15 protein-coding genes and 1 tRNA gene are annotated in these 22,378 nt (G+C 56.2%); 15 read left to right on the top strand and 1 reads right to left on the bottom strand.

The genetic code is table 11. The features are described from left to right. Nucleotides 1–95 precede the first annotated feature (95 nt). On the top strand, nt 96–1,127 hold the full coding sequence (locus tag ACN0XM_RS04025) for an AraC family transcriptional regulator (protein ID WP_417565633.1): 1,032 nt from the start codon (nt 96–98) through the stop codon (nt 1,125–1,127). Between the two features lie 138 nt (nt 1,128–1,265). After that, nucleotides 1,266–1,342: transfer RNA gene (locus tag ACN0XM_RS04020), tRNA-Asp, on the top strand. A gap of 198 nt (nt 1,343–1,540) precedes the next feature. Here the strand turns inward: ACN0XM_RS04020 and ACN0XM_RS04015 are convergent. Beyond that, a complete protein-coding gene (locus tag ACN0XM_RS04015; protein ID WP_417565632.1) occupies nt 1,541–2,590 on the bottom strand; it encodes an AraC family transcriptional regulator in 1,050 nt (349 codons plus the stop codon). 144 nt (nt 2,591–2,734) lie between these two features. Here ACN0XM_RS04015 and ACN0XM_RS04010 point away from each other — a divergent pair, with 144 nt between their 5' ends. The 13 genes from ACN0XM_RS04010 to ACN0XM_RS03950 all read left to right on the top strand — a co-directional run bounded on the left by ACN0XM_RS04010 (nt 2,735) and on the right by ACN0XM_RS03950 (nt 22,345). Further along, nucleotides 2,735–4,804, top strand: coding sequence for an FAD-dependent oxidoreductase (locus ACN0XM_RS04010; RefSeq protein ID WP_417565631.1), 2,070 nt, complete (start codon nt 2,735–2,737; stop codon nt 4,802–4,804). Between the two features lie 204 nt (nt 4,805–5,008). Beyond that, complete coding sequence (locus tag ACN0XM_RS04005) at nt 5,009–6,256, top strand: DNA repair protein (RefSeq protein ID WP_417565630.1); 1,248 nt, start codon at nt 5,009–5,011, stop codon at nt 6,254–6,256. Nucleotides 6,257–6,369: 113 nt separating this feature from the next. Next, entirely contained in the window at nt 6,370–7,254 is an 885-nt protein-coding gene (locus ACN0XM_RS04000) for an NAD(+) kinase (protein ID WP_417565629.1), read from the top strand. A gap of 2 nt (nt 7,255–7,256) precedes the next feature. Next, nucleotides 7,257–8,270: a metallophosphoesterase gene (locus ACN0XM_RS03995; protein ID WP_417565628.1), complete on the top strand. Its 1,014-nt coding sequence runs from the start codon at nt 7,257–7,259 to the stop codon at nt 8,268–8,270. Nucleotides 8,271–8,313: 43 nt separating this feature from the next. Beyond that, nucleotides 8,314–9,177 (top strand): rhomboid family intramembrane serine protease, encoded by an 864-nt coding sequence (locus tag ACN0XM_RS03990; RefSeq protein ID WP_417565627.1) that lies wholly within the window; start codon nt 8,314–8,316, stop codon nt 9,175–9,177. Nucleotides 9,178–9,341: 164 nt separating this feature from the next. Next, entirely contained in the window at nt 9,342–9,632 is a 291-nt protein-coding gene (locus ACN0XM_RS03985) for a YeaC family protein (RefSeq protein WP_417565626.1), read from the top strand. Then, nucleotides 9,629–10,468 carry a DUF2797 domain-containing protein gene (locus ACN0XM_RS03980; RefSeq protein ID WP_417565625.1) on the top strand — a complete coding sequence of 280 codons (840 nt, stop codon included), beginning with the start codon at nt 9,629–9,631 and terminating at the stop codon, nt 10,466–10,468. The genes ACN0XM_RS03985 and ACN0XM_RS03980 overlap by 4 nt, the downstream gene beginning before the upstream one ends. Before the next feature lie 82 nt (nt 10,469–10,550). Further along, nucleotides 10,551–13,193, top strand: a complete 2,643-nt coding sequence (gene pepN, locus ACN0XM_RS03975; protein ID WP_417565624.1) for an aminopeptidase N — start codon at nt 10,551–10,553, stop codon at nt 13,191–13,193. Nucleotides 13,194–13,372: 179 nt separating this feature from the next. Beyond that, the gene (locus ACN0XM_RS03970; RefSeq protein ID WP_417565623.1) at nt 13,373–14,761 is read left to right on the top strand and encodes a DUF1329 domain-containing protein; all 1,389 of its coding nucleotides are present in this window, start codon (nt 13,373–13,375) and stop codon (nt 14,759–14,761) included. 151 nt (nt 14,762–14,912) lie between these two features. After that, a complete protein-coding gene (locus tag ACN0XM_RS03965; RefSeq protein ID WP_417565622.1) occupies nt 14,913–16,061 on the top strand; it encodes a WD40/YVTN/BNR-like repeat-containing protein in 1,149 nt (382 codons plus the stop codon). Between the two features lie 46 nt (nt 16,062–16,107). Further along, nucleotides 16,108–18,492: an efflux RND transporter permease subunit gene (locus ACN0XM_RS03960; RefSeq protein ID WP_417565621.1), complete on the top strand. Its 2,385-nt coding sequence runs from the start codon at nt 16,108–16,110 to the stop codon at nt 18,490–18,492. A 186-nt stretch (nt 18,493–18,678) separates the two neighbouring features. Beyond that, nucleotides 18,679–19,662, top strand: a complete 984-nt coding sequence (locus ACN0XM_RS03955; protein WP_417565620.1) for a TAXI family TRAP transporter solute-binding subunit — start codon at nt 18,679–18,681, stop codon at nt 19,660–19,662. A gap of 76 nt (nt 19,663–19,738) precedes the next feature. Then, entirely contained in the window at nt 19,739–22,345 is a 2,607-nt protein-coding gene (locus ACN0XM_RS03950) for a TRAP transporter permease (protein WP_417565619.1), read from the top strand. The last annotated feature ends 33 nt before the right edge of the window (nt 22,346–22,378 follow it).

Raw genomic sequence — 22,378 nt, 5'->3', positions numbered from 1 at the left:
TGGCAAACCCGGCCAGATCAGGCATTGACTTGGCGTGCTCCGGCAGCTGTCTGACCGGTCAGAGTAGTAGTAATCCAATAAAAAAGCGGGATCTTATGCAGGAACTTCGTGACGCGGGAGTGATGTTGCGCCTGATTTATGAGGCGATGAAAAAGAAGGGAATTGACACCAATGCCATCTTCAGCCGTCTGGGGGTCGATGAGAATTACGTTTACACCGAGCAACTTCGAACTCCCCACAGTGCCCAGATGTACTTCTGGCAGGCCGTTGAAGACGTCTCCGGCGACCCGAATGTCGGGTTGCACCTCGGGCAACTGTTGCCTGCCTACAAAGGCCAGGTACTGGAATATCTCTTTCTGAGCAGCCCAACTTTCGGGGAGGGGTTACGGCGGGCCCAGAACTATCAGCGGTTGCTGAGTGATGCCGCCAACACAGATTTCTTCATTGAAGGTGACAATGCCTGCATGGTTCTGGACACTGCGTCTGATGATGTCCGCCGGCTACGGCATTTCAACGAATGCTTCGTGCAGGGGCTGATTACCTTTTTCCGCTCTATCACCGACGATAATTTCCATCCCTCACGCATCGAGTTTGAGCACGAACGGGCCGAAGGTCAGGATCATGTGCGGGAGGTGCTCGGCTGTAACGTATCGTTCGGTGCTCAAGAGAATCGCCTGTACTTTCCTGCGGCCCTGCTGTCCCATGCGTCGCCTCATGCGGAACCTGAGCTTTTGGACCTCCATGAGCGATTTGCCAGCGAGCAGGTGGCCCGGCTTGAGAAGAAAGATATTGTCGGGCAGGTGGAGCGGATTGTGGCCGAGCTTCTGGATAGCGGGGAGGTAACTCTGGATGCGGTGGCTGAGCGTCTTGGCATCAAGCCACGAACCCTTCGTACCCGGCTGACGGAAGCCGAAACCAGTTTTAACCAGGTACTGGCTGACTTCCGTTACCGGCTGGCGCGTCAACTGCTGGCAACCACTGACGAATCCATTGATGAAATCGTGTATCTCACCGGCTTCTCGGAGCCGAGCACTTTCTATCGGGCTTTCAAGCGCTGGTCGAGAATGACCCCGATCGAGTACCGCAAAACCGCACAGGGCAAGGACGCCATGGTTGATGCCATGTAACGGCGCGCGGCTTCTGAACTTTTTTCAGAAAAAGCGTTGACATAACGGGGCGCCTCTTTATAATGCGCCCTCGTTGTCACCGAGCAGTCACACCCTTGATTGCACTGCCTTGAACATGCAAGACGTGATGACTAACGCGGAGCGGTAGTTCAGCTGGTTAGAATACCGGCCTGTCACGCCGGGGGTCGCGGGTTCGAGTCCCGTCCGCTCCGCCATTTTCCCCTCCTGTTTTCGTTTTGCTTCTTAAGTCTTCAAAGTCAGCCAGTATGTCATTTGCTTGTCATACATCCGTTCTATTCTGTTTCTGAATCACAAAACAGGATAATGGCCATGCGGGATTATGAAGAAGAATTGATTGAAAGCCAGTTCGAAGAATACGAAGACGATGCCGGCTGGGACGATGCCACCGAACTCTAGTCGCTTCGGATCTTTTTACGATGCTCTCCAGGGCTCAGGCTGAACCACCGCCGATAGGCCTTGTGAAACGCAGCGGGGTTGGCGAACCCCAGAAGCCAGGCAATCTCCGCCAGTGACATGTTGGTTTCCCGGATATAGTCCCGGGCCAGCTGTTTCCGTGTGTCATCCACCAGTTCCCTGAACCCTGTTCCTTCCGCTGCAAGTTGCCTTTGCAGTGTCCATGGCGCAATGCCAAGTTTCATGGCAATGGTTTCCAGGCTGGGTGTTTCGCCCCGGAACAGAGGGGTCAGAAGGTTCTTTACACGATCACCGGTTGTCCAGCCGCGCCGGATCTGCTGCATCTCCCGTTCACAAAGCTCAGACAGTTTCTCGTGCATGGCCGGCTGCGCCTGCTGGCTCGGGCTTTCCCAGATGTCCCGGCGAATAGTGAGGCTGTTTGCGGATGCTCCGAAGTTTACCGGGCAACGAAACCAGTTCTCGAACAACTCCTCCAGGCCGATGGCCGGATACTCGATGGCGACCCTTTCCAGAACTTCATACCGGCCGGTGACGTTGCGAAGGAACTGGGTCCAGGCTGCCAGGACCGAATCCACGACAAAATAGTTGAAGCCATTGTAGGGGCGAATCGAGTAAAACCGTACCTGTCGAGTGTCGGGCTTGATCGTCGCGCTACCGCGGCTGTTCCTGCTGGTCAGCAGGGCATAACGGATCAGCGTGCTGATGGCCGCGCCGGCGGTGCAGGCCGTTTCCCCGGCAAGCCCGGCGATGCCGGCATCGACAGGCCGCGACAACGCGCCCATACGTAACCCCAGGGCCAGATTGCCGGTTTCGCTGATCGCAGCGTGCCCAAGGCGCATGAAGCGAGGGATGCTGATGCGCGCGGCGGGTGAGGTCAGAGTCTGCCGGTCAAGCTGGAAACGGGATGCCAGTTCCCTGGTATCCGCCCCCTCGGCTGCGGCCGCCCGCATCAGTACGGAAACATAGAGAACGCTGATATCTCCCAGGGAATTATGGGTTTGCCGGGCGTGTGTCGGTTTCGTGCTCATTGAAGCCTTTGTCGGACATGTTATTCAAAGATAACAAAATGTTATTCCGGGATATTGTTGATAGCAAGACACACCGGTAATTTAAGTCCCAATAATGAGCAGGGCTCTGCAGGCCCGCCGATGATCACGATGAGGAGACAGAACATGACCACGAGCACGACTCCGGGCGTTGCCAAGTATCCTAACCTGCTTGAGCCTCTGGACCTTGGCTTTACCAAGCTGCGCAACCGTACGCTGATGGGGTCCATGCACACCGGCCTTGAGGAGGCCAAAAACGGGTTTGAGCGCCTCGCCGCGTTTTACTCGGAGCGCGCCCGTGGGGGTGCCGGCCTGATTGTCACCGGCGGTATCGCGCCCAATGTTGAAGGCGGGGTATTCCAGCATGCGGCCAAGATGACAACCGAAGAGGAATCTGACAAGCATCGGATCATTACCGACGCGGTACATGCTGCCGACGGCAAGATCTGTATGCAGATTCTTCATGCCGGCCGCTACGCCTATTCCCCTGAGCTGGTCGCGCCTTCTGCAATTCAGGCACCGATTAACCCGTTCAAGCCGAAAGAGCTGGATGAGGCGGGGATTGAGAAACAGATTCAGGCCTATGCCGATTGTGCCGCCCTGGCCCAGAGAGCCGGATATGACGGCGTTGAGGTAATGGGTTCAGAAGGCTATTTCATTAACCAGTTTATCGTCTCCCATACCAACCATCGGACCGACCGTTGGGGCGGTAGCTACGAGAATCGTATCCGCCTGCCGATTGAAGTTGTGCGCAGGGTTCGTGAGCGGGTGGGTGAGAACTTTATCCTGATATACCGTCTATCCATGCTGGATCTGATTGAGGATGGCAGCACCTGGGAAGAAGTGGTGCATCTGGCGAAAGAAATTGAGAAGGCTGGCGCTACCATCATCAACACCGGCATCGGCTGGCACGAGGCCCGGGTGCCTACGATTGCCACATCGGTTCCCCGAGGTGCCTTTACGAAGGTGACTGCGCGCCTGAAAGGCGAAGTGGGTATTCCTCTGGTAACCACCAACCGGATCAACATGCCGGATGTGGCCGAGAAGATTCTGGCGGAAGGCGACGCCGATATGGTGTCCATGGCTCGCCCGTTCCTTGCTGACGCTGATTTGGTCCTGAAAGCTGCGGAGGATCGCGCCGATGAGATCAACACCTGCATTGGCTGCAACCAGGCCTGTCTTGACCACACCTTCAGCGGCAAGCTGACCTCGTGCCTGGTCAATCCTCGGGCCTGCCACGAGACCGAGCTTACTTACGTCAAAACAGCCGCGCCAAAATCCATTGCAGTGGTCGGTGCCGGGCCTGCTGGCCTGGCCTTTGCCACTGTGGCTGCGGAGCGCGGCCACAAGGTAACCCTGTTCGATTCCGGCAGTGAAATCGGTGGCCAGTTCAATGTGGCCAAGCTGATTCCGGGCAAAGAAGAGTTCTTTGAAACCCTTCGCTACTACCGGGTCATGTTGGACAAGTATCAAGTGGACGTGCGGCTGAACACCCGGGTCAGTGCCGACGATCTCAAAGCCGGCGGCTTTGACGAGGTGATTCTGGCGACCGGCGTGAAGCCGCGGACTCCAGACATTGAGGGGATTGATCATCCGAAAGTTATTGGCTACCTGGATGCTCTTCTGGAGCGAAAGCCGGTTGGTCAGAGTGTGGCGGTTATCGGCGCCGGTGGTATCGGCTTTGATGTTTCCGAGTTTATCGTTCACAAAGGGACGTCTGCGGCGCTGGATACCGAGCACTTTATGCGTGAGTGGGGTGTTGATCTTAGCGTTGAGCATCGCGGCGGCATCCAGGGTATGACGCCAGAGGTTCCCGAACCGGCCCGCGAGGTCTATCTGCTCCAGCGTAAGGCCTCTAAGGTAGGCAAGAACCTGGGCAAGACCACGGGCTGGATTCACCGTACCTCACTCAAGAATCGTGAGGTCCAGATGGTTCCCGGGGTCACCTACCGCAAGATTGATGACGAGGGCCTTCATATTACGGTCACGCCGAAAGGGGCGGAGCACGGTGAGGATCGGGTGTTGCCCGTGGATACCATCATCGTTTGTGCGGGGCAGGAGCCATTACGTGAACTGCAGGCGGATCTTGAGGCGGCCGGTCTGCCGGTCCATCTGATCGGCGGTTCGGATGTGGCGGCAGAGCTGGATGCCAAGCGGGCTATCAATCAGGGAAGTCGCCTGGCCGCAGAGCTCTAAGCGAAACCACGATCACAAAATGTTGCAGTTTTTCCCTGTGCAGCAAGGATTGTCTGGCTAGACTATTACGTTTGAGTCTGTCAGTTTGCAGCTCCGCCCCAACGGGTTCCCGACAGGGCGGAGTTGCCGATACCATAATCCGATGGAACATCTTTTCTGAATCCGTCGTCTGGGTGTCGAATCTTTGAATCGTGGGAGTCAGCAATGGTGTCTGCCGTCCAGGCAGCCGATGGTCATTCGGCGGTATTTTTCATTGAAGGGGGTCAGGTGGCGCGCGAGATGCGTGCCAGCGAGTTCGGCGCCTTTCTGGACGGCTATGTAGGCCTGTCCGATCTTGCCGAGACCGAAGTCAGGGCCGTTCTGGTCGAGCTGAGCGGCGATCTTCTCGTTCAGGCTCTGGTCTTCTTCCGGATTTGGTTTGATGAAGAGGGTCGGGCAGACAGCCACTGGAACGTGCCAATTGAGGAGCTGGCGGGTCGTGGTTCCAAGGGACCGGACATGGGTGGTGGGGCAATCCGTCTTGTTTGCCGCAGCCAGTGCCCCGACCCGCAATACAAGGAAGATCTGTGGGACCCGGACATGACGCCGGGGAACAACCACTTCCAGGCAATCCGCAAAGCAGTTGAGGCCAATGGCCTCAAATTCCGCAAGGCTGAACCGGTTCAGGAGGAGAATATTCCGGTCCTGAATGCGGAGGCCGAGGATTCCGGCGATGCCGAAGGGGCATCGTCTGCATTAAATCGCTCCCGCCTGGCACAACTTATCCGGGAGCAGCGCCTGCGGATCAAAACATTGCAAAGCGTTCACCGGGATTCCCTGTCGGATATCCAGCGGGAGCATCGACTGGAAATGCAGGGCCTGCGCAGTGAGATGGCAGCTCTTGAGCAGAAATATGAGCGTCATCGCCTTAGCAATGAACAGCTCAAGAAGCGCCTGTCGGAACGTAATGAGCAATACCTGACCATGCAGGAGCAGATGGTCTCCGGGGGGCAGGACAAGGAGCGGGACGATGCCAACGCAGACGCAGAGCTGGTGCTGCTTCGGGAGCAGCTTGAGCGCCGGCAGCGGGAGCTTGAGCTGCGGGACGAAAAGATCGTTGCGCTCGAGCAGGAAAATCACGAGCTTCAACACCGTGAGCCTGCCGAAAACTCCATCCTCGATCACCTCAAACGCCAGTCAGTGTTTCTGGTGGCTTATCATCCCGGAGTGGGGCATGTAACGTTGCCCTACGACGACATCGAAATCTACTTCAACAACCCCACTGCCTATGCGGCTGACCGCTGTGGCATGAACGAGCCGGCCTACCGGGAATGGCTGGAGCATTACGAAAGCCCGGTCTGCAAACATGAGGGAAAAGGTGGCAAGCTTTGCGAGGAGCCCCTCCTTCGGGTAAGCCAGCCTGCGGAGTTTCGTCCGGGGGTTGATGATCGCTGCGAGAAACACCAGGCCTGAGTGCGGGAAGTTTTTTCAGTATCGGGGTGACTTTCGTTAAACTGTACGCCAGATTGTCACGGGGGTAACGGATTCGTCTGTCCCCGCCGCATCCCGACACCACAGGAAACTTCATGGATCAGTTCAGAAACATTGGTGTGATTGGCCGGATGGGTAGCGTTAAAGTGGTTGAATCACTGCGCCAGCTCAAACAGTATCTGATCGCCAACCACTACCACGTCATTCTTGAGGAAGACACGGCCAGTATGCTTCCCGGTCACGGCTTGCAGGTGGCGAGCAAAAAGCTGCTGGGTGAAATCTGTGATCTGGTGATCGTGGTTGGTGGCGATGGCAGCCTGCTCGGTGCTGCACGGGAACTGGCAAAGTCCAAGATTCCCCTGCTTGGCGTAAACCGTGGCCGGCTGGGTTTTTTGACCGATATTTCACCGTCTGACCTGGAAGAGCGCCTGGGAAAGGTGCTGCAGGGCGAATACATGGAAGAAACCCGGTTTCTTCTGGACGGCAATGTCGAACGAAACGGTCAGCCCCTCGGCTTTGGAACTGCGCTGAATGATGTGGTGCTGCACCCGGGCAAATCCACCCGGATGATCGGTTTTGACCTGTTCATTGATGGTCACTTTGTCTACAGCCAACGCTCGGATGGCCTGATCGTTTCCACGCCCACGGGATCCACAGCCTATTCACTGTCCGCTGGCGGGCCGATCATGCATCCGAAACTGGATGCCATCGTTCTGGTCCCTATGTTCCCTCACACTCTGAGCAGTCGGCCGATCGTGGTTGACGGCAAGAGTGAGATCAAGCTGGTGATCGGTGAGACCAACGAAACCTATCCACAAATCAGTTTCGACGGGCAGATGAACATTGCCTGTGCGCCAGGCGATATCATCCGCATCACCAAAAAACCGTTCAAGATCCGGCTGATTCATCCCACCGACCACAATTTCTACGCCACCTGCCGTGACAAGCTTGGCTGGGCTAGCGAAATATCAGCGAGTTGAACATGGCTGGAAACAGACAAGCCGCAAACCGCGGTTATGACATCATTGGTGATATTCACGGCTGTGCGAACACGCTCGCCAGGCTTCTGGACCAGATGGGCTATCGCAAGATCAACGGCGTTTACCAGCACCCGCGACGGCAGGCCATTTTTATTGGCGATATTATTGATCGGGGGCCACGTATCCGGGAAGCATTGCACCTCGTCAGAGACATGGTAGAGCATGGCTCGGCCCGCATTGTCATGGGCAACCATGAGTACAACGCTCTAGGCTACTGCACGCGTGCCCGCCCGGGCAGTGCCAGGAAGTGGCTGCGGGAACATAATGCCCGTCATGACCGGCTGATCAAGGAGACTCTCGATCAGTTTGAGGCTTACCCCCACGAGTGGAATGAGTTTCTTGAATGGTTTTATACCATTCCTCTGTTCATAGAGGACGAGAGTTTTCGCGCGGTTCACGCCTGCTGGGATGGTGATCTGATCGAAAAATTCAAGCGGGTGCAGGGCGGCGCCTGTATTGATGAGGATTTTCTGCACGCCTCTGCGGCCATCGAATCTTTTGCCGGACAGGTGATGGATACCCTTCTCCGTGGCACGGATCTCCGGTTGCCCGAGGGCATGTCAATTACCGGAAAGGACGGCTACGTGCGCGAGTTTTTCCGAACCAAGTTCTGGGCGGATAATCCCCACACCTATGCCGATGTAGTGTTTCAGCCGGACCCACTGCCGCCGGAAGTGGCGCGCCGGGTGCTGACAGAGAACGAGCGAAAGCAGTTGATCAGCTATCCCCTGGATGCCCCGCCGGTCTTCGTCGGACATTACTGGATGGAGGGCGAGCCGGCCCCGCTCAAGTCCAACGTTGCCTGTATTGATTTCAGCGCCGTGAAGTATGGCCGGCTGGTGGCTTACCGGATGGACGGAGAGCGGGCACTTTCCCGGGACAAGTTTGTCTGGGTAGAGGTGGAACGGCCGGAGCAGCCGGATTATCCCACCAGCGAAGACAGTGTTGCACGCTAGCCCGTATAGCACAGCCCAACCATTTCCGGAGGCGGAGTAAACGGTGTACCGAGTCAAACAGGTAGATACCACAGTGAATCTGGGCGGCTTCAGCCGCTGGCTGAGTGGGCAGGGTGTTGCTCACCGGATTACCGAGGAGGGCGGTTCTCAGGTGATCTGGCTGGAAGATCCGGCTCTCACTGAACCGGTGCTTGCAGCCCTTGATCGTTTCCTGGAGGAGCCGCAACTTCGGGATGCGGTAGACCGCCAGAGCCGGTCGCCGGTTTTTGTTGGGGGGCGGTGGCAGCCTTCGCCTCGCCATGCGCCGTTGGTTCTGGGCATCATAGGCTTTGCAGTGATCATGGTCTGGCTCACGGCCATGGGTCAGAATGAGCTCGCTGCCACCCTGATGATGATTGACCCCCGGGATTTTGACTGGAGCACCATGACTGGCCGTATTGATGCCCTGTCAGCCACTCTTGCCAGCGGACAGGTGTGGCGTCTTCTGACTCCGGATTTCCTGCACTTCAGTTGGACTCATATTATTTTCAACTCGGTCATGCTCTGGTTTCTTGGCAGTCAGATTGAATGGTTTGACGGGCGGGGGCGGCTGATTACCCTGTTTCTGGTAACCAGTGTGGTTTCCAACGGGTTGCAGTACTTTGTGTCCGGGCCTCTTTTTGGCGGGCTCTCAGGTGTTGTCTACGGGATTCTGGGTTACTGCTGGCTGAGCCAGCGGTCTGCGCCAAGGTTCCAGTTTCCGCCGGCATTGGTAACCTTTGCCGTGGTGTGGATGGTGATTGGTTTTACTGCACTTCCGGAAATGCTCGGTCTCGGGCGTATGGCAAATGAAGCCCATCTGGGGGGATTTGTCGCGGGATTGGCCCTTGCCGTGATTTTGCCCGTAAGAGCCAGACGCGGAGCATAAAAAAGCCCCGCCAGAGGCGGGGCATGAAAAGAGCTTTAAGCTCCTGATGAGAGAGACCAAATGATACGACCGTCCTCATTTGGTAAAGAAATGATAATCATTATCGTTTGATTCTGTCAAACGATTCCGCCATTTTTTTATGAACGTTTTTCAGGAGAGCGGGAATGACGTACGAAGAATTGATTGATCGGCTGGATCCCAATGTATATCGGAGCCTCCGGCAGTCCATTGAGCTCGGAAAATGGCCCGACGGCCGCAAGCTGACTCCCGAGCAGCGGGAGATCAGTCTGGAGGCCGTCATCTATTACGAAAACCTGCACAATATTCCCGAACGGGAGCGTGTCGGTTATCTCGACCGGGGCAGCAAGGCGGGAACCGCCTGTGATCCCTCGGTACAGCGTAATCAGAGTAAGGGCGATGTAGACCCGGATCAGTTTGTTGAGGTCAAGTCTTGAGCGAATCGATAGATGTAACCGGTCGGCTCCGGAAAATGCCGGCGGAAGCGGGAACTCCGGTGGCCTACACCATTGCCGTCGGCGACACGCGAATACCCCTGAATGAGCTCATTGGCAGGCCGCTGCGGTTTGATTTCGACGGCATCATTCGTTGTATCCACTGCGACCGCACGACCAAAAAGAGCTTTAACCAGGGGTTCTGTTACCCTTGTTTTCGCAAGCTGGCCGCGTGTGACAGTTGCATCATGAGTCCGGAAAAGTGCCATTACCACCTGGGAACCTGTCGTGAGCCGGAGTGGGGCGAGACCCACTGTATGGTTGAACACGTGGTTTACCTTGCAAACTCGTCCGGCCTCAAGGTGGGTATCACCCGGGCCTCCCAAGTGCCCACCCGCTGGATTGATCAGGGCGCGGTGGATGCCATTCCCATGGTGCGGGTTGCGACCCGATACATCGCCGGATTGGTGGAAGTTGCCTGCAAGGCTCACGTTGCCGACCGAACCAATTGGCGGACGATGCTCAAAGGCGACGTGCCGGAGCTGTCCCTAACCGACGAACGCCGAAGAATTCTGGGTCTGATCGCCGGCGATCTTGAAGCATTGAGAGAAACCCATGGCCAGGATTCTATCCGCCAGGTGGATGAGCAGGGGCTTGCCCTCAGCTACCCCGTTAAGACCTGGCCAGCAAAGATCAAAACCCATAACCTCGACAAAACGCCGGAAGTTGAAGGCGTTCTTGAAGGCATCAAGGGTCAGTACCTTATTCTTGATACCGGTGTAATCAACATCAGGAAGTTCACCGGTTATGAAGTCCGTTTCCGGGTCGTGGAGAGCTGAATAACTCCCCCCCGGCCATTTTTTTCATGCCTATGGCCCCTGATTTTCGGCCAATGCAGGCAGCGAATTCTGGAGAACACCAATGCGTACCAGCCAGCCACAAACCATTTACCTGAGCGATTACAAGGTGCCAGCGTATCTGGTCGATACCGTGGAACTGACCTTCGAGCTTTTTGAGGATGGTGCCAGGGTACACAGCACACTTGAACTTCGTCGGAATCCCGAATCCGCCGATGTATCCGCCCCCCTGGAGCTTGACGGTGACAGCCTGAAGCTGGAGTCCGTTGCCCTGGATGGCGCCAAACTGGCGGCGAGCGATTATGAGGACCGGGGGGATCAGCTGGTCATTCGCTCGGTGCCGGACCAGTTCCGTCTGACCGTCGTGACCTGGATCGAACCCCAGAATAACACCCGGCTTGAAGGTCTCTACAAATCCTCGGGCATGTTCTGTACTCAGTGTGAAGCCGAGGGGTTCCGCTGTATTACCTACTTCCCGGACCGTCCCGACGTCATGGCACGTTTCCGAACCCGCATTGAGGCCAACAAGGAGGCGTATCCGATCCTGTTGTCCAACGGTAACGATATCGAGAGGGGCGAGCTGGAAAACGGACGCCACTTCGTGACCTGGGAAGATCCGTTCCCCAAACCCTGCTATCTCTTTGCGCTGGTAGCCGGGGATCTTGTGGAGAAGCGCGACAGCTTTACCACCTGCTCCGGCCGGGACATTGATCTGCGGATGTATGTGGAGCCCCGAAACGCCGAAAAATGTGCGCACGCCATGGATTCCCTGAAACGGTCCATGCGCTGGGATGAAGAGGTCTACGGCCGGGAATACGATCTGGATATATTCATGATCGTGGCGGTGGACGACTTCAACATGGGTGCCATGGAAAACAAGGGCCTCAATATCTTCAATTCCTCATGCGTGCTGGCGAGCCAGGAGACGGCAACGGACATGGCGTTCCAGCGCATCGAGGCTATTGTCGCCCACGAATACTTCCACAACTGGTCCGGAAACCGGGTCACCTGCCGTGACTGGTTCCAGCTGAGCCTGAAAGAAGGCTTCACCGTCTTCCGGGATGCCCAGTTTTCGGCCGACATGGGTTCGCCCACCGTCAAGCGGATTGAAGACGTCACGCTGCTGCGCACGGCCCAGTTTGCCGAAGACAGCGGCCCGATGGCGCACCCGGTTCGGCCAGCTTCCTATATGGAAATCACCAACTTCTACACCCTGACCATTTATGAAAAAGGGGAAGAAGTTGTGCGCATGATCCATACGCTGCTGGGCCCAGACCTGTTCCGCAAGGGCAGCGATCTGTACTTCGAGCGCCATGATGGCCAGGCGGTCACAACCGACGATTTCGTAAAAGCCATGGAGGATGCGTCAGGCCGTGATCTGAGCCAGTTCCGGTTATGGTACGAGCAGGCGGGAACACCGGTGCTGACTGTTTCCGATGAGTTCGACCCCGGCCGGGGTATCTACCGGCTGACGATTGAGCAGAGTATTCCGGATACACCGGGCCAGACCAACAAGAAACCCCAGCACATTCCCTTTGCTCTGGGGCTTCTGGGACAGGACGGCCAACCACTGCCGTTGCAGATGGGGGCAGCGGCATCTGAAACGCCGACCGAGCAGGTCCTGGAGCTTACCGATGCTTCTCACACGTTTGAGTTTCACGGTCTTGATGCCAAGCCGGTTCCCTCGCTGTTGCGGCACTTCTCGGCACCGGTCCGGGTTCGCTATCCCTGGACCCGCGATCAGTTGCTGTTCCTGATGAGTCACGATCCGGACGGGTTCAACCGCTGGGACGCTGGGCAGCGTCTGGCGGTGGATGTGATTCAGTCCCTGGTGGGGGCCGCGGAAGGTGCGGAAGTGGAATCGAGGCTGATTGAGGCATACCGGAAGCTGGTGTCCGCCACCGATCTTGATCAGGCTCTGGTCGCAAAAATGCTTCAGTTGCCATCAGAAGCGTACCTGATCGAGTTGTCGGAGAACGCCGATGTTCCGGCAATTCACCAGGCCCGCGAAGCGGTGCTCAAATCCTTGGCCCATGCCCTGAGGGATGAGCTATTGATGTGTTACCAGGCTAATCGCGAAACCGGCGCCTATGAGGTGACGCCGGAGGCCATTGCCCGGCGCAGCCTGCGCAATAACGCGCTCTCCTGGTTGCTGATGATCAACGACGAGGAAGGTCGCGCCCTGGCGATGAGCCAGTTGAACGACGCCGACAACATGACAGACCGTATGGGTGCCCTGCGGGCGCTGGTCAACTCCGACTACGAGGATGACCGGCGTCAGGCCCTGGACGAGTTCTACAGCAGCTTCCGGGACGATCCGCAGGTTGTTGAGCAGTGGTTCTCCGTTCAGGCAGCCAGCGACCGGGCCGGGCAGTTGCCGGATATCAGGAGGTTGCTGGAGCATCCGGCCTTTGACTGGAAGAATCCGAACAAGATTCGCTCAGTGGTTGGGGCATTCGCCGGGCAGAATCTAGCGGCTTTCCATAACCCGGACGGCTCCGGCTATGACTTCCTGGCGAATCAGGTTTGCCGGTTGGATGACAGCAATCCGCAGATCGCTGCGCGCCTGGTGACACCGCTGACGCGATGGCAGAAGTTCGCTCCGGCCTATAGTGGTCAGATGAAGTCCGCGCTGGAACGCATCCGTGACAAGGACGGTTTGTCCCGGGATGTCTATGAGGTGGTGCACAAGAGCCTCGCCGGCTGAAGCCGGAGATGCAGGTAGCCGGCTGTGACCGGGAGCTATGTCACAGCCGGATACAAAATCGCACTTTCGGTCGATAGACTTTAAGGCCTGATCCGTTAATCTGGTTCAAGGTCTGTATTCCCCGCAGACGACAATAAAAAGCCTCTACAGAGGCTTCCAGACGCACTTAAGGTTTCACAATGACATACAACAAAAATGCGATTCTCGGCGGTCTGCTGGCTCTTTCCGTGGCATCATCGACTGCATTGGCAGCTGTATCCCCCAGTGAAGCGGCCCGTCTCGGCCAGACCCTGACTCCTTTTGGCTCACCCAAGGCCGGTAACAGTTCCGGTACCGTACCGCCCTGGACAGGTGGCCTGACAGACCCCCCCGCCGGTTATGATGGCAGCGGCCAGCATCACATCAATCCGTTTCCGGACGATGAGGTCCTGTTCACCATCACGCCTGCCAACATGGATCAGTACGGGGAGTACCTGACGGACGGCGTTAGGGCTTTGCTGGAAACCTATCCAACCACCTTCCGTGTGCCGGTGTACCGGTCACGTCGAACTCATGCCATTCCCGAGTGGGTTGCTGAGAACACCCGCGAAAACGCTGTGAATGCGGAAATCGTGGGCGAGGGTGAAGGCCTTGATGGCGCGTTCGGAGGCTACCCGTTCCCCATCCTGCATGGTAATAATGAAGAAAAAGCCTGGCAGGCAGTCTGGAACCATCTGACCCGCTGGCGCGGCGTTTCGATTACCCGCCGATCCAGTGAGGTTGCGGTCCAGACCGATGGCGATTATTCGCTTGTTACTTCCCAGCAAGAGGCGTTTTTCAATTTTTACAATCCGGAAGGTAGTGAAAAAGAGCTGGATAACGTCATCTTTTATTATCTGTCGTTTACCCAGTCTCCACCGCGGCTTGCCGGCGGTGCCATTCTCATCCACGAAACCCTGAACCAGATCGTTAATCCGCGCAATGGTTGGGGCTATAATGCGGGCCAGCGTCGTGTGCGTCGGGCCCCAAACCTGGGCTATGATTCACCGATTGCTGCGTCGGACAACCTTCGTACCGCAGACGACACCGATATCTTTAACGGTGCTCTGGACCGATATAACTGGAATTATGAAGGGATGCGGGAAATCTACATTCCCTATAACAACTACCGGATTGGTGAAAAGGGCACGCCTTACTCCGAAATTCTGGGGATCTCACACCTGAATCCGGACCTGACCCGCTGGGAGTTGCACCGGGTTCATGTGGTTGAAGCGACCCTGAAAGACGGCGAACGTCATATCTATGGCAAGCGACGCTTCTATATCGACGAAGATAGCTGGAACACGGTCTTGCTGGATCAATATGACGGTCGGGGTGAACTCTGGCGTGTAACCATGGGTCTTCCAAAAAATTATTATGAACTTCCAGGTGTGTGGACCGTGCTGGACGTCTATCATGACCTCCAGGCACGCCGTTATCACGTGCTTGGCCTGGACACCGAAGAACCCAATACCCGGGTGTTCACCGATGAGGTTCCGAATACGCGCTACTTCTCTCCGGCGTCGCTGCGCCGAAGGAGTGTTCGCTGAGGCGCTGGTGGCCGAGGGATGCGTTCCCGCCCACAGACAGAAAGTGGTGACTCAACATACCGGCAACCGAAAGGCTGCCGGTATGTTCATCATAAGGCCGGCAAGGCCGGCCAGAGACACACAGTTCAAAACAACATGAATAGGCAATTGAATGGCTAAAAGGTTGATGTGCAGGACGTTGGGAGCGGTTTGCCTTGGGCTTTCCATGGTGTGGTCAGCGCCAGCTGCGTTTGCGATTGCAGATGTCATCGAAACCCCGGCCCGACCCACAGAGCTCGCTCCGGATCGGCTGCTTAACGATGTCACCAAGGCCGGTGATCGCATCGTGGCGGTAGGAGAACGGGGCCATATCATCTACTCCGACGATGAGGGCAAGACTTGGACCCAGAGCGAGGTTCCGGTTTCGGTAACCCTCACAGGTGTGGATTTCGGATCCAATACACAAGGTTGGGCCGTCGGCCATAGCGGCGTAATTCTGCACTCAGAGGATGCGGGCGAAACCTGGGACCTCCAGTTCACCGGCATCCAGGCACTTGAGCTTGGGATCCAGACCAAAGAAGACCAGGTCGCAGCACTGGAAGAGCAGTTAGAATCCGCCCCTGAAGACGAGAAAGCTGACATTGAGTGGGCCATGGATGATCTGCTTTTCACCATGGAGAACATGCAGTCAGATCTCGACATTGGACCAGTAAACCCGTTGCTGGACGTCTGGTTCGAGAACGAGAATCGCGGTTACGTTGTCGGCGCCTACGGCATGATCCTGCGCACGACTGACGGAGGTGAAACCTGGCAGGACTGGGCTCCACGCATTGATAATGCTACCAACTTTCACCTCAACGGCGTGACACAGATTACCGGCGGCGCCTTGGTTGTGGTCGGTGAAGCCGGCCAGATCCATGTTTCAGTGGACGGCGGGCAGACCTGGGAACGTCGTGAGAGCCCCTATGAGGGGTCTCTGTTCGGTGTGATTGGCACCGGCCAGGTGAACGAGATCCTGGCCTTCGGTCTGCGTGGCAACATGCTGTTTTCCAACGATCTCGGCAAGACCTGGCGCGTTGTCCCGAGCACCGCGGACGCCACCCTCAATGACGGCGTCGTGTTGGACGATGGCCGCATCATCCTCGTTGGTAACGGTGGCCTGGTGTTGACCAGCAGCAATGGCGCCGAGTCATTCCGTGAATACTTGCGAAGCGACCGGGAGGGTGTCATGAGCGTGATTCCAGTCTCGGGTACCGGGCTTCTGATCGTGGGTGAAGGCGGTGCGACGATGACAGACGCCCGCGGAAAGAACCTTCAATAACGCCCTGATGTGGCAATAACCGAACGGAAAATAGAGGGGCTTTTGAATGTCCAATCCGAAGCATGACAAGGGCGAGCACTACCTGACGACGCCCAAGGCGGAACCTTTCCTGGAGCGGGTAATTTTTAACAACCGTGCCATTATTCTGGTCGCCTTTTTTCTGCTGACCCTGTTTCTTGGCTACAACGCCGTCAAGATTCAACCTGATGCCAGCTTTGAGCGAATGATTCCGCTTGAACACCCGTATATCGTAAATATGCTGGAGAAACGGGACGATCTCCAGAACCTGGGCAACTTTGTGCGAATTGCAGTCGAGGTTGAAGAGGGGGATATCTTTACCAAGGAATACATGGAAACCCTCAAGCAGATAACAGATGAAGTCTTTTATCTGAACGGGGTAGACCGGTCGGGCTTACAAACCCTCTGGACATCGAACGTGCGGTGGGTAGAGGTAACAGAGCAGGGCTTCCAGGGTGGCACCGTAATTCCCGACAGTTACGACGGCTCGGATGCAAGCCTTGAGCAGCTCCGGCAGAATGTTCTGCGATCGAATGAGGTCGGTCGCCTGGTGGCGGACAATTTCAAGTCCACCATTGTTTATGCGCCTCTCTACGAGAAGAATCCGGAAACGGGTGAGCCGCTTGATTACGGCGAGTTTTCCCGCCAGCTGGAAGAGAAGATCCGCGAGAAATATGAAGCCCAGAATCCTAATGTTGAGATTCACATTGTCGGCTTCGCCAAAAAGGTGGGCGATCTGATCGAGGGGATTGGTTCAATCGCCTGGTTTGCTGGCATTACCATTATTCTGACGACCTTGTTGTTGTTCTGGTATTCCCGCTCAATTACCGGAACTCTGGTCCCTGTCTTTACCTCGATCATTGCAGTCTTCTTGCAACTGGGCACATTGAGGTTGCTGGGCTATGGTCTGGACCCTTATTCCGTTCTGGTGCCCTTTCTGGTGTTTGCCATTGGTATCAGCCATGGTGTCCAGATTGTTAACGCCATTGCCGTCGAAGCCGCCAAAGGCTTTGATCCTGTCACTGCCGCTCGTCTGGCGTTCCGGGCCCTCTATATTCCGGGTATGCTGGCGCTCATTTCAGATGCTTTCGGCTTCCTGACGCTGTTCTTTATCGAGATTGACGTAATCCGGGATCTGGCAGTCGCGGCCGGTATTGGTGTGGCCTTTGTGATCCTCACCAACCTGGTGCTTCATGTCCTGATCATGTCTTACATCGGAATCTCGAAGGGTGGTATTCGCCATGTTCAAAACCATGGTGAAAAGCAGGACCGGAAGTGGCGGGTAATGTCGTATTTTGCCCATCCCGGCGTTGCGCCGATTTCGCTTCTGATTGCGGTGATTGGTCTTGGCCTGGGTCTCTATTACAAGCAGAACCTGAAGGTGGGTGACCTTGATCGTGGCGCGCCCGAATTGCGTGCTGACTCGAGGTACAACACCGATAACGCCTTCATCATTGACAATTACTCAACCAGTGCCGATGTCCTGGTAGTGATGGTTGAAACTCCGGTTGAGCAGTGCACCCAGTATGAGGTGCTGCGCGCCATGGATGCATTGCAATGGGAACTTGAAAATACACCGGGCGTTCAGTCTTCCGCGTCTCTGGCAGATGTCTCAAAAATCGTTACCAAGGCCCTGAACGAAGGTAACTGGAAGTGGTACGAGATTTCCCGGAACCAGACCATTATCAATGCCTCTATCCGGAGTGCCCCCTCGGGTCTGATCAATACCGATTGTAGCCTGACGCCTGTGCTGGTGTTCCTGGAGGACCATAAAGCGGAGACGCTGCAGACTGTTGTAGACCGCGTGGAAGAATTCGCGTCCAACAACAACACCGAGGATCACACCTTCCTGCTGGCAGCTGGTAACGCCGGGGTTGAGGCAGCCACCAACGAGGTTATCTCCAACGCCAAAGATATGATGCTGTTGATGGTGTATGGCGTGGTGAGTTTGTTGTGCCTGGCTACCTTCCGCTCCGTGCGGGCTGTACTGTGTATTGTGGTGCCGCTGGGTCTGACGTCGATTCTCTGTGAAGCGATCATGGCTGTGTCCGGCATTGGCATCAAGGTTGCGACCTTGCCGGTTATTGCCTTGGGGGTTGGTATCGGCGTCGACTATGGTATCTACATCTACAGCAAGCTGGAGAAGTATCTGCTTGAGGGCAAGACCCTACAGGAGGCTTATTTCGAGACTCTGCGTTCCACGGGTAAGGCGGTCATGTTTACCGGCGTAACCTTGGGTCTCGGTGTTGTGACCTGGATATTCTCGCCGATCAAGTTCCAGGCAGACATGGGCTTCCTCCTGTTCTTCATGTTCCTGTGGAATATGGTTGGCGCGATCTGGCTTCTTCCCGCTCTGGCCCGGTTCCTGTTAAGGCCGGACCAGATGCTTGCCAAGGCCCGCGCTGCGAAATAACATTCGCAGCAGTACGCAAAAAAGCCCGCAATGCGGGCTTTTTTGTTGTCCGCTCAATCGGTTAGCGAGCTAATCCAGACTTTATTTATGGCGTGAAGTGGTCTATGTTCTAAGACGACCGTGAAGTCTGCCCACAGCAAAAGACGGGCAATTAATGATAACGACCAGAAATAAGGAAGAACTCACATGATACTGAAACTCAAAGCCTCTGCATTTGCTGTCGCTGCCGCTGTAGGTCTGGGCATGGCCTCAGCACCAGTGACCGCCCAGGAGCAACAGTTCGTGACCATCGGTACCGGCGGTGTGACTGGGGTTTACTACCCGGCCGGCGGTGCTATCTGCCGTCTGGTGAACATGGATCGCAAAGAGCATGGCATTCGGTGCTCCGTCGAAAGTACCGGCGGTTCTGTCTACAACCTGAACGCCATTCGCCAGGGCGAGCTGGACCTGGCGGTTGCCCAGTCTGACTGGCAGTACCATGCCTACAATGGCACCAGCCAGTTTAAAGACGACGGCGCCAACAAGAAGCTGCGTGCGGTTTTCTCCCTGCATCCGGAGCCGTTCACAGTTGTTGCCAGCAAGGGTTCCGGCATCAAAACCTTTGAAGATCTGGAAGGCAAGCGCGTTTCTGTCGGTAACCCGGGTTCGGGCCAGCGTGCCACGGCTGAAGTGCTGATGGATGAAATGGGCTGGACCCTGGACAAGTTCTCACTGGCCGCTGAGCTGAAAGCCGCAGAGCAGTCCCAGGCTCTGTGTGATGGCAATATCGATGCCTTCTTCTACACAGTCGGGCATCCCTCCGGCTCTATCAAGGAAGCGACCACTTCCTGTGACAGCGTCATCGTAGAAGTTGACAATGCGGCCACCAAGAAACTGATCGACGACAACCCCTATTATCGTAAGGCCATCATTCCCGGTGGAATGTACCGCGGAACAGACGAAGATGTGGCCACCTTCGGTGTAGCAGCAACCTTCGTGTCCTCAACCGATGTGTCTGAAAAGGTGGTTTACGAGGTAGTCAAGGCAGTATTCGAAAACTTTGACAGCTTCAAGCGTCTGCACCCGGCGTTTGCCAACCTGGAGAAGGAAGAAATGGTATCTGATGCCCTGAGTGCGCCTCTGCATCCGGGTGCCCTGAAGTATTACAAGGAAGCGGGTCTGATCAAGTAACGGTTGACCGAGCAATCGGGTGTGGCCTGTGCCACCCCGATTGCTGTTTCCTTTCTCTCCTTCACAGGACATACCTATGACCGGTAAAGATCCTAAATCCGGGGATTCCGTAGAGACTTCCGCCGTAGATCAGTTCCTGAAGACAGAAACCGGCGGACGTGCTGGCACCGGGTATGCCGCGGTGCTTCTGTTTGTTATCCCGGTAGTCTGGTCCTTGTTTCAATTGTGGATTGCTTCGCCATTGCCCTATATTTTTGAAATCGGGGTGTTTAATTCAACAGAGGCACGTTCGATCCATCTGGCATTTGCATCTTTCCTGGCGTTTGCTGCCTTCCCAATGGTCAAGGGACGGCATGACATCTCCAATGCGGTGCCCTTCTATGACTGGATTCTTGCGCTTTTGGCCGCGTTTTCGTCTGCGTACCTGTATATATTCTATCAGGAGCTGTCGACTCGGCCGGGGGCGCCAATTCTGCAGGATCTGATCGTCGCAATGCTTGGCCTGGTGCTTCTGCTTGAGGCGACCCGCCGTGCCCTTGGCCTGCCACTCACGATTGTGGCTGCCGTATTCATTTTCTATTCCCTTGCTGGCCCCTACATGCCGGATGTGATTTCCCATGGCGGTGCCAGCCTGCAGAAACTCGCTTCGCATCAGTGGTTGGGTACCGAGGGCGTATTTGGTGTCGCACTGGGTGTTTCCACGAGCTTCGTGTTTTTGTTTGTGCTTTTTGGTGCATTGCTGGAGAGAGCCGGCGCAGGTAACTATTTTATCAAAGTTGCCTATGCCTCCCTGGGCCATATGAAGGGTGGCCCGGCCAAAGCGGCTGTTGTGTCCAGCGGCTTGAGCGGGATCATCTCAGGTTCGTCCATTGCCAATGTGGTAACCACGGGAACGTTCACCATTCCGCTGATGAAGCGGGTGGGATTTCCTGCCACAAAAGCTGGTGCCGTGGAGGTGGCTGCATCCACCAATGGCCAGCTAACGCCGCCAGTGATGGGGGCGGCAGCGTTCCTGATGGTCGAGTACGTGGGCATTTCCTATCTGGAGGTGATGAAACACGCGATCCTTCCCGCAATGATTTCCTACATTGCGCTGATCTATATTGTCCACCTTGAGGCCTGCAAACTGAACATGCATGGGCTGGAGCGGCCGAACAAGCCGACGCTTGCCCAGCGGCTGCTGACCTGGGTTTTTATGCTTTTTGGCCTGTCGGCGCTGACCCTGGCGGTGTATTACGGAATTGGCTGGACGAAAGAGCTATTTGGTGCCGCGGCGGTGTGGATTCTCGGGCCCGTTGTGCTGGCTATCTACATCGGACTGGTGGGTTACGCCGCCCAATTCCCGGACTTGCTGGAAGAAGACCCGACAAGTGCCATGGACGAGTTGCCACCATTGGGTCGTACCGTCAAAACCGGGCTTTATTACCTCTTGCCAGTGGTGGTGCTGATCTGGTGTCTCACAGTGGAGCGTTTCTCGCCGCAGCTTTCCGCGTTTTGGGCGACCATGTTCATGATCTTTATTGTGATTACTCAGGTTCCGCTGAAAAACCTGTTCCGCAAACGGGGATCACTCGGAGGAGCAACCAAGCAGGGTGTTGTGGATGTCGTGCAGTCGCTGGCGACTGGCGCCCGAAACATGATCGGCATTGGTGTGGCGACGGCAACAGCCGGTATTGTTGTTGGCACGGTCACGCTCACCGGCATTGGCCTGGTTATGGCTCAGTTTGTCGAGTTTATCTCGGGCGGCAATCTGATGCTCATGCTGATTTTCACCGCCGTGATCAGTCTTATCCTCGGGATGGGGCTGCCAACCACCGCCAACTACATTGTGGTATCAACCCTGATGGCACCGGTTATCGTAACGCTGGGGGCCCAGAGCGGGCTCATTGTGCCGCTCATCGCCGTACATCTGTTTGTGTTCTACTTCGGAATCCTGGCGGACGACACGCCGCCCGTGGGGCTTGCGGCCTACGCCGCTGCTGCGATATCCGGTGCGGACCCCATACGAACGGGTGTTCAGGGCTTTACCTATGATATCCGGACCGCAATCCTGCCGTTCATGTTCATCTTCAACACCCAGTTGCTGCTGATCGGGCTGACGGGATGGTTTGATCTACTGGTGACGATATTCAGTGCCGTGACGGCCATGCTGGTTTTCTCCGCCGCGACACAGGGGTTCTGGTTTACCCGCACCCGCTGGTGGGAAACCTTGGGCTTACTGTTGATAACCTTCACCCTGTTCCGGCCAGGGTACTGGTGGGATATGGTCTATCCCCCGGTCGAGAACCGTCCCGGAACCGAGATCATGGAATACATCGAGACGGTTCCCGCGGGTGAGGATATTGTTATCAAGGCCTCGGGCATGACGATTGATGGTGATGAGAAGTCCACGTTCCTGCAGTTGCCGCTACCCGCCGGCGAGACTCCTGAAGCCCGGCTCCAGGAATCGGGTCTTGGGCTGCGCCAGGACGGCGATCAGATGATTGTGGACTTTGTGTCTTACGGCAGTGTTGCCGAAAATGCCGGCCTGTATTTCGACTGGACGATCGATGCCTTCCAGGTGCCGCTGGAGCGACCACCGAAAGAGTTGATGTTCATCCCTGCGATGTTGCTTCTGGGGCTCCTTGCCTTCGCTCAGTTGCGTCGCCGGGCCAGGGAAGAGGGCGCAACGCAGCCAGCCTGAGTATCAATTCTGCTCGTAAAAACCCGGCATTAA

Origin of the sequence: Marinobacter sp. (assembly GCF_048269445.1) — a bacterium.
Taxonomy (GTDB): Bacteria; Pseudomonadota; Gammaproteobacteria; order Pseudomonadales; family Oleiphilaceae; genus Marinobacter.
This window is presented reverse-complemented; position numbering and strand designations above follow the sequence as displayed.

Coding starts and splice junctions, on each gene's coding strand:
- ACN0XM_RS03965 (WP_417565622.1), top strand. CDS start 14,913: ATGGCTAAAAGGTTGATGTGCAGGACGTTGGGAGCGGTTTGCCTTGGG.
- ACN0XM_RS03960 (WP_417565621.1), top strand. CDS start 16,108: ATGTCCAATCCGAAGCATGACAAGGGCGAGCACTACCTGACGACGCCC.
- ACN0XM_RS04015 (WP_417565632.1), bottom strand. CDS start 2,590: ATGAGCACGAAACCGACACACGCCCGGCAAACCCATAATTCCCTGGGA.
- ACN0XM_RS03950 (WP_417565619.1), top strand. CDS start 19,739: ATGACCGGTAAAGATCCTAAATCCGGGGATTCCGTAGAGACTTCCGCC.
- ACN0XM_RS03995 (WP_417565628.1), top strand. CDS start 7,257: ATGGCTGGAAACAGACAAGCCGCAAACCGCGGTTATGACATCATTGGT.
- ACN0XM_RS04005 (WP_417565630.1), top strand. CDS start 5,009: ATGGTGTCTGCCGTCCAGGCAGCCGATGGTCATTCGGCGGTATTTTTC.
- ACN0XM_RS03955 (WP_417565620.1), top strand. CDS start 18,679: ATGATACTGAAACTCAAAGCCTCTGCATTTGCTGTCGCTGCCGCTGTA.
- pepN (WP_417565624.1), top strand. CDS start 10,551: ATGCGTACCAGCCAGCCACAAACCATTTACCTGAGCGATTACAAGGTG.
- ACN0XM_RS04010 (WP_417565631.1), top strand. CDS start 2,735: ATGACCACGAGCACGACTCCGGGCGTTGCCAAGTATCCTAACCTGCTT.
- ACN0XM_RS03970 (WP_417565623.1), top strand. CDS start 13,373: ATGACATACAACAAAAATGCGATTCTCGGCGGTCTGCTGGCTCTTTCC.
- ACN0XM_RS03985 (WP_417565626.1), top strand. CDS start 9,342: ATGACGTACGAAGAATTGATTGATCGGCTGGATCCCAATGTATATCGG.
- ACN0XM_RS04000 (WP_417565629.1), top strand. CDS start 6,370: ATGGATCAGTTCAGAAACATTGGTGTGATTGGCCGGATGGGTAGCGTT.
- ACN0XM_RS04025 (WP_417565633.1), top strand. CDS start 96: ATGCAGGAACTTCGTGACGCGGGAGTGATGTTGCGCCTGATTTATGAG.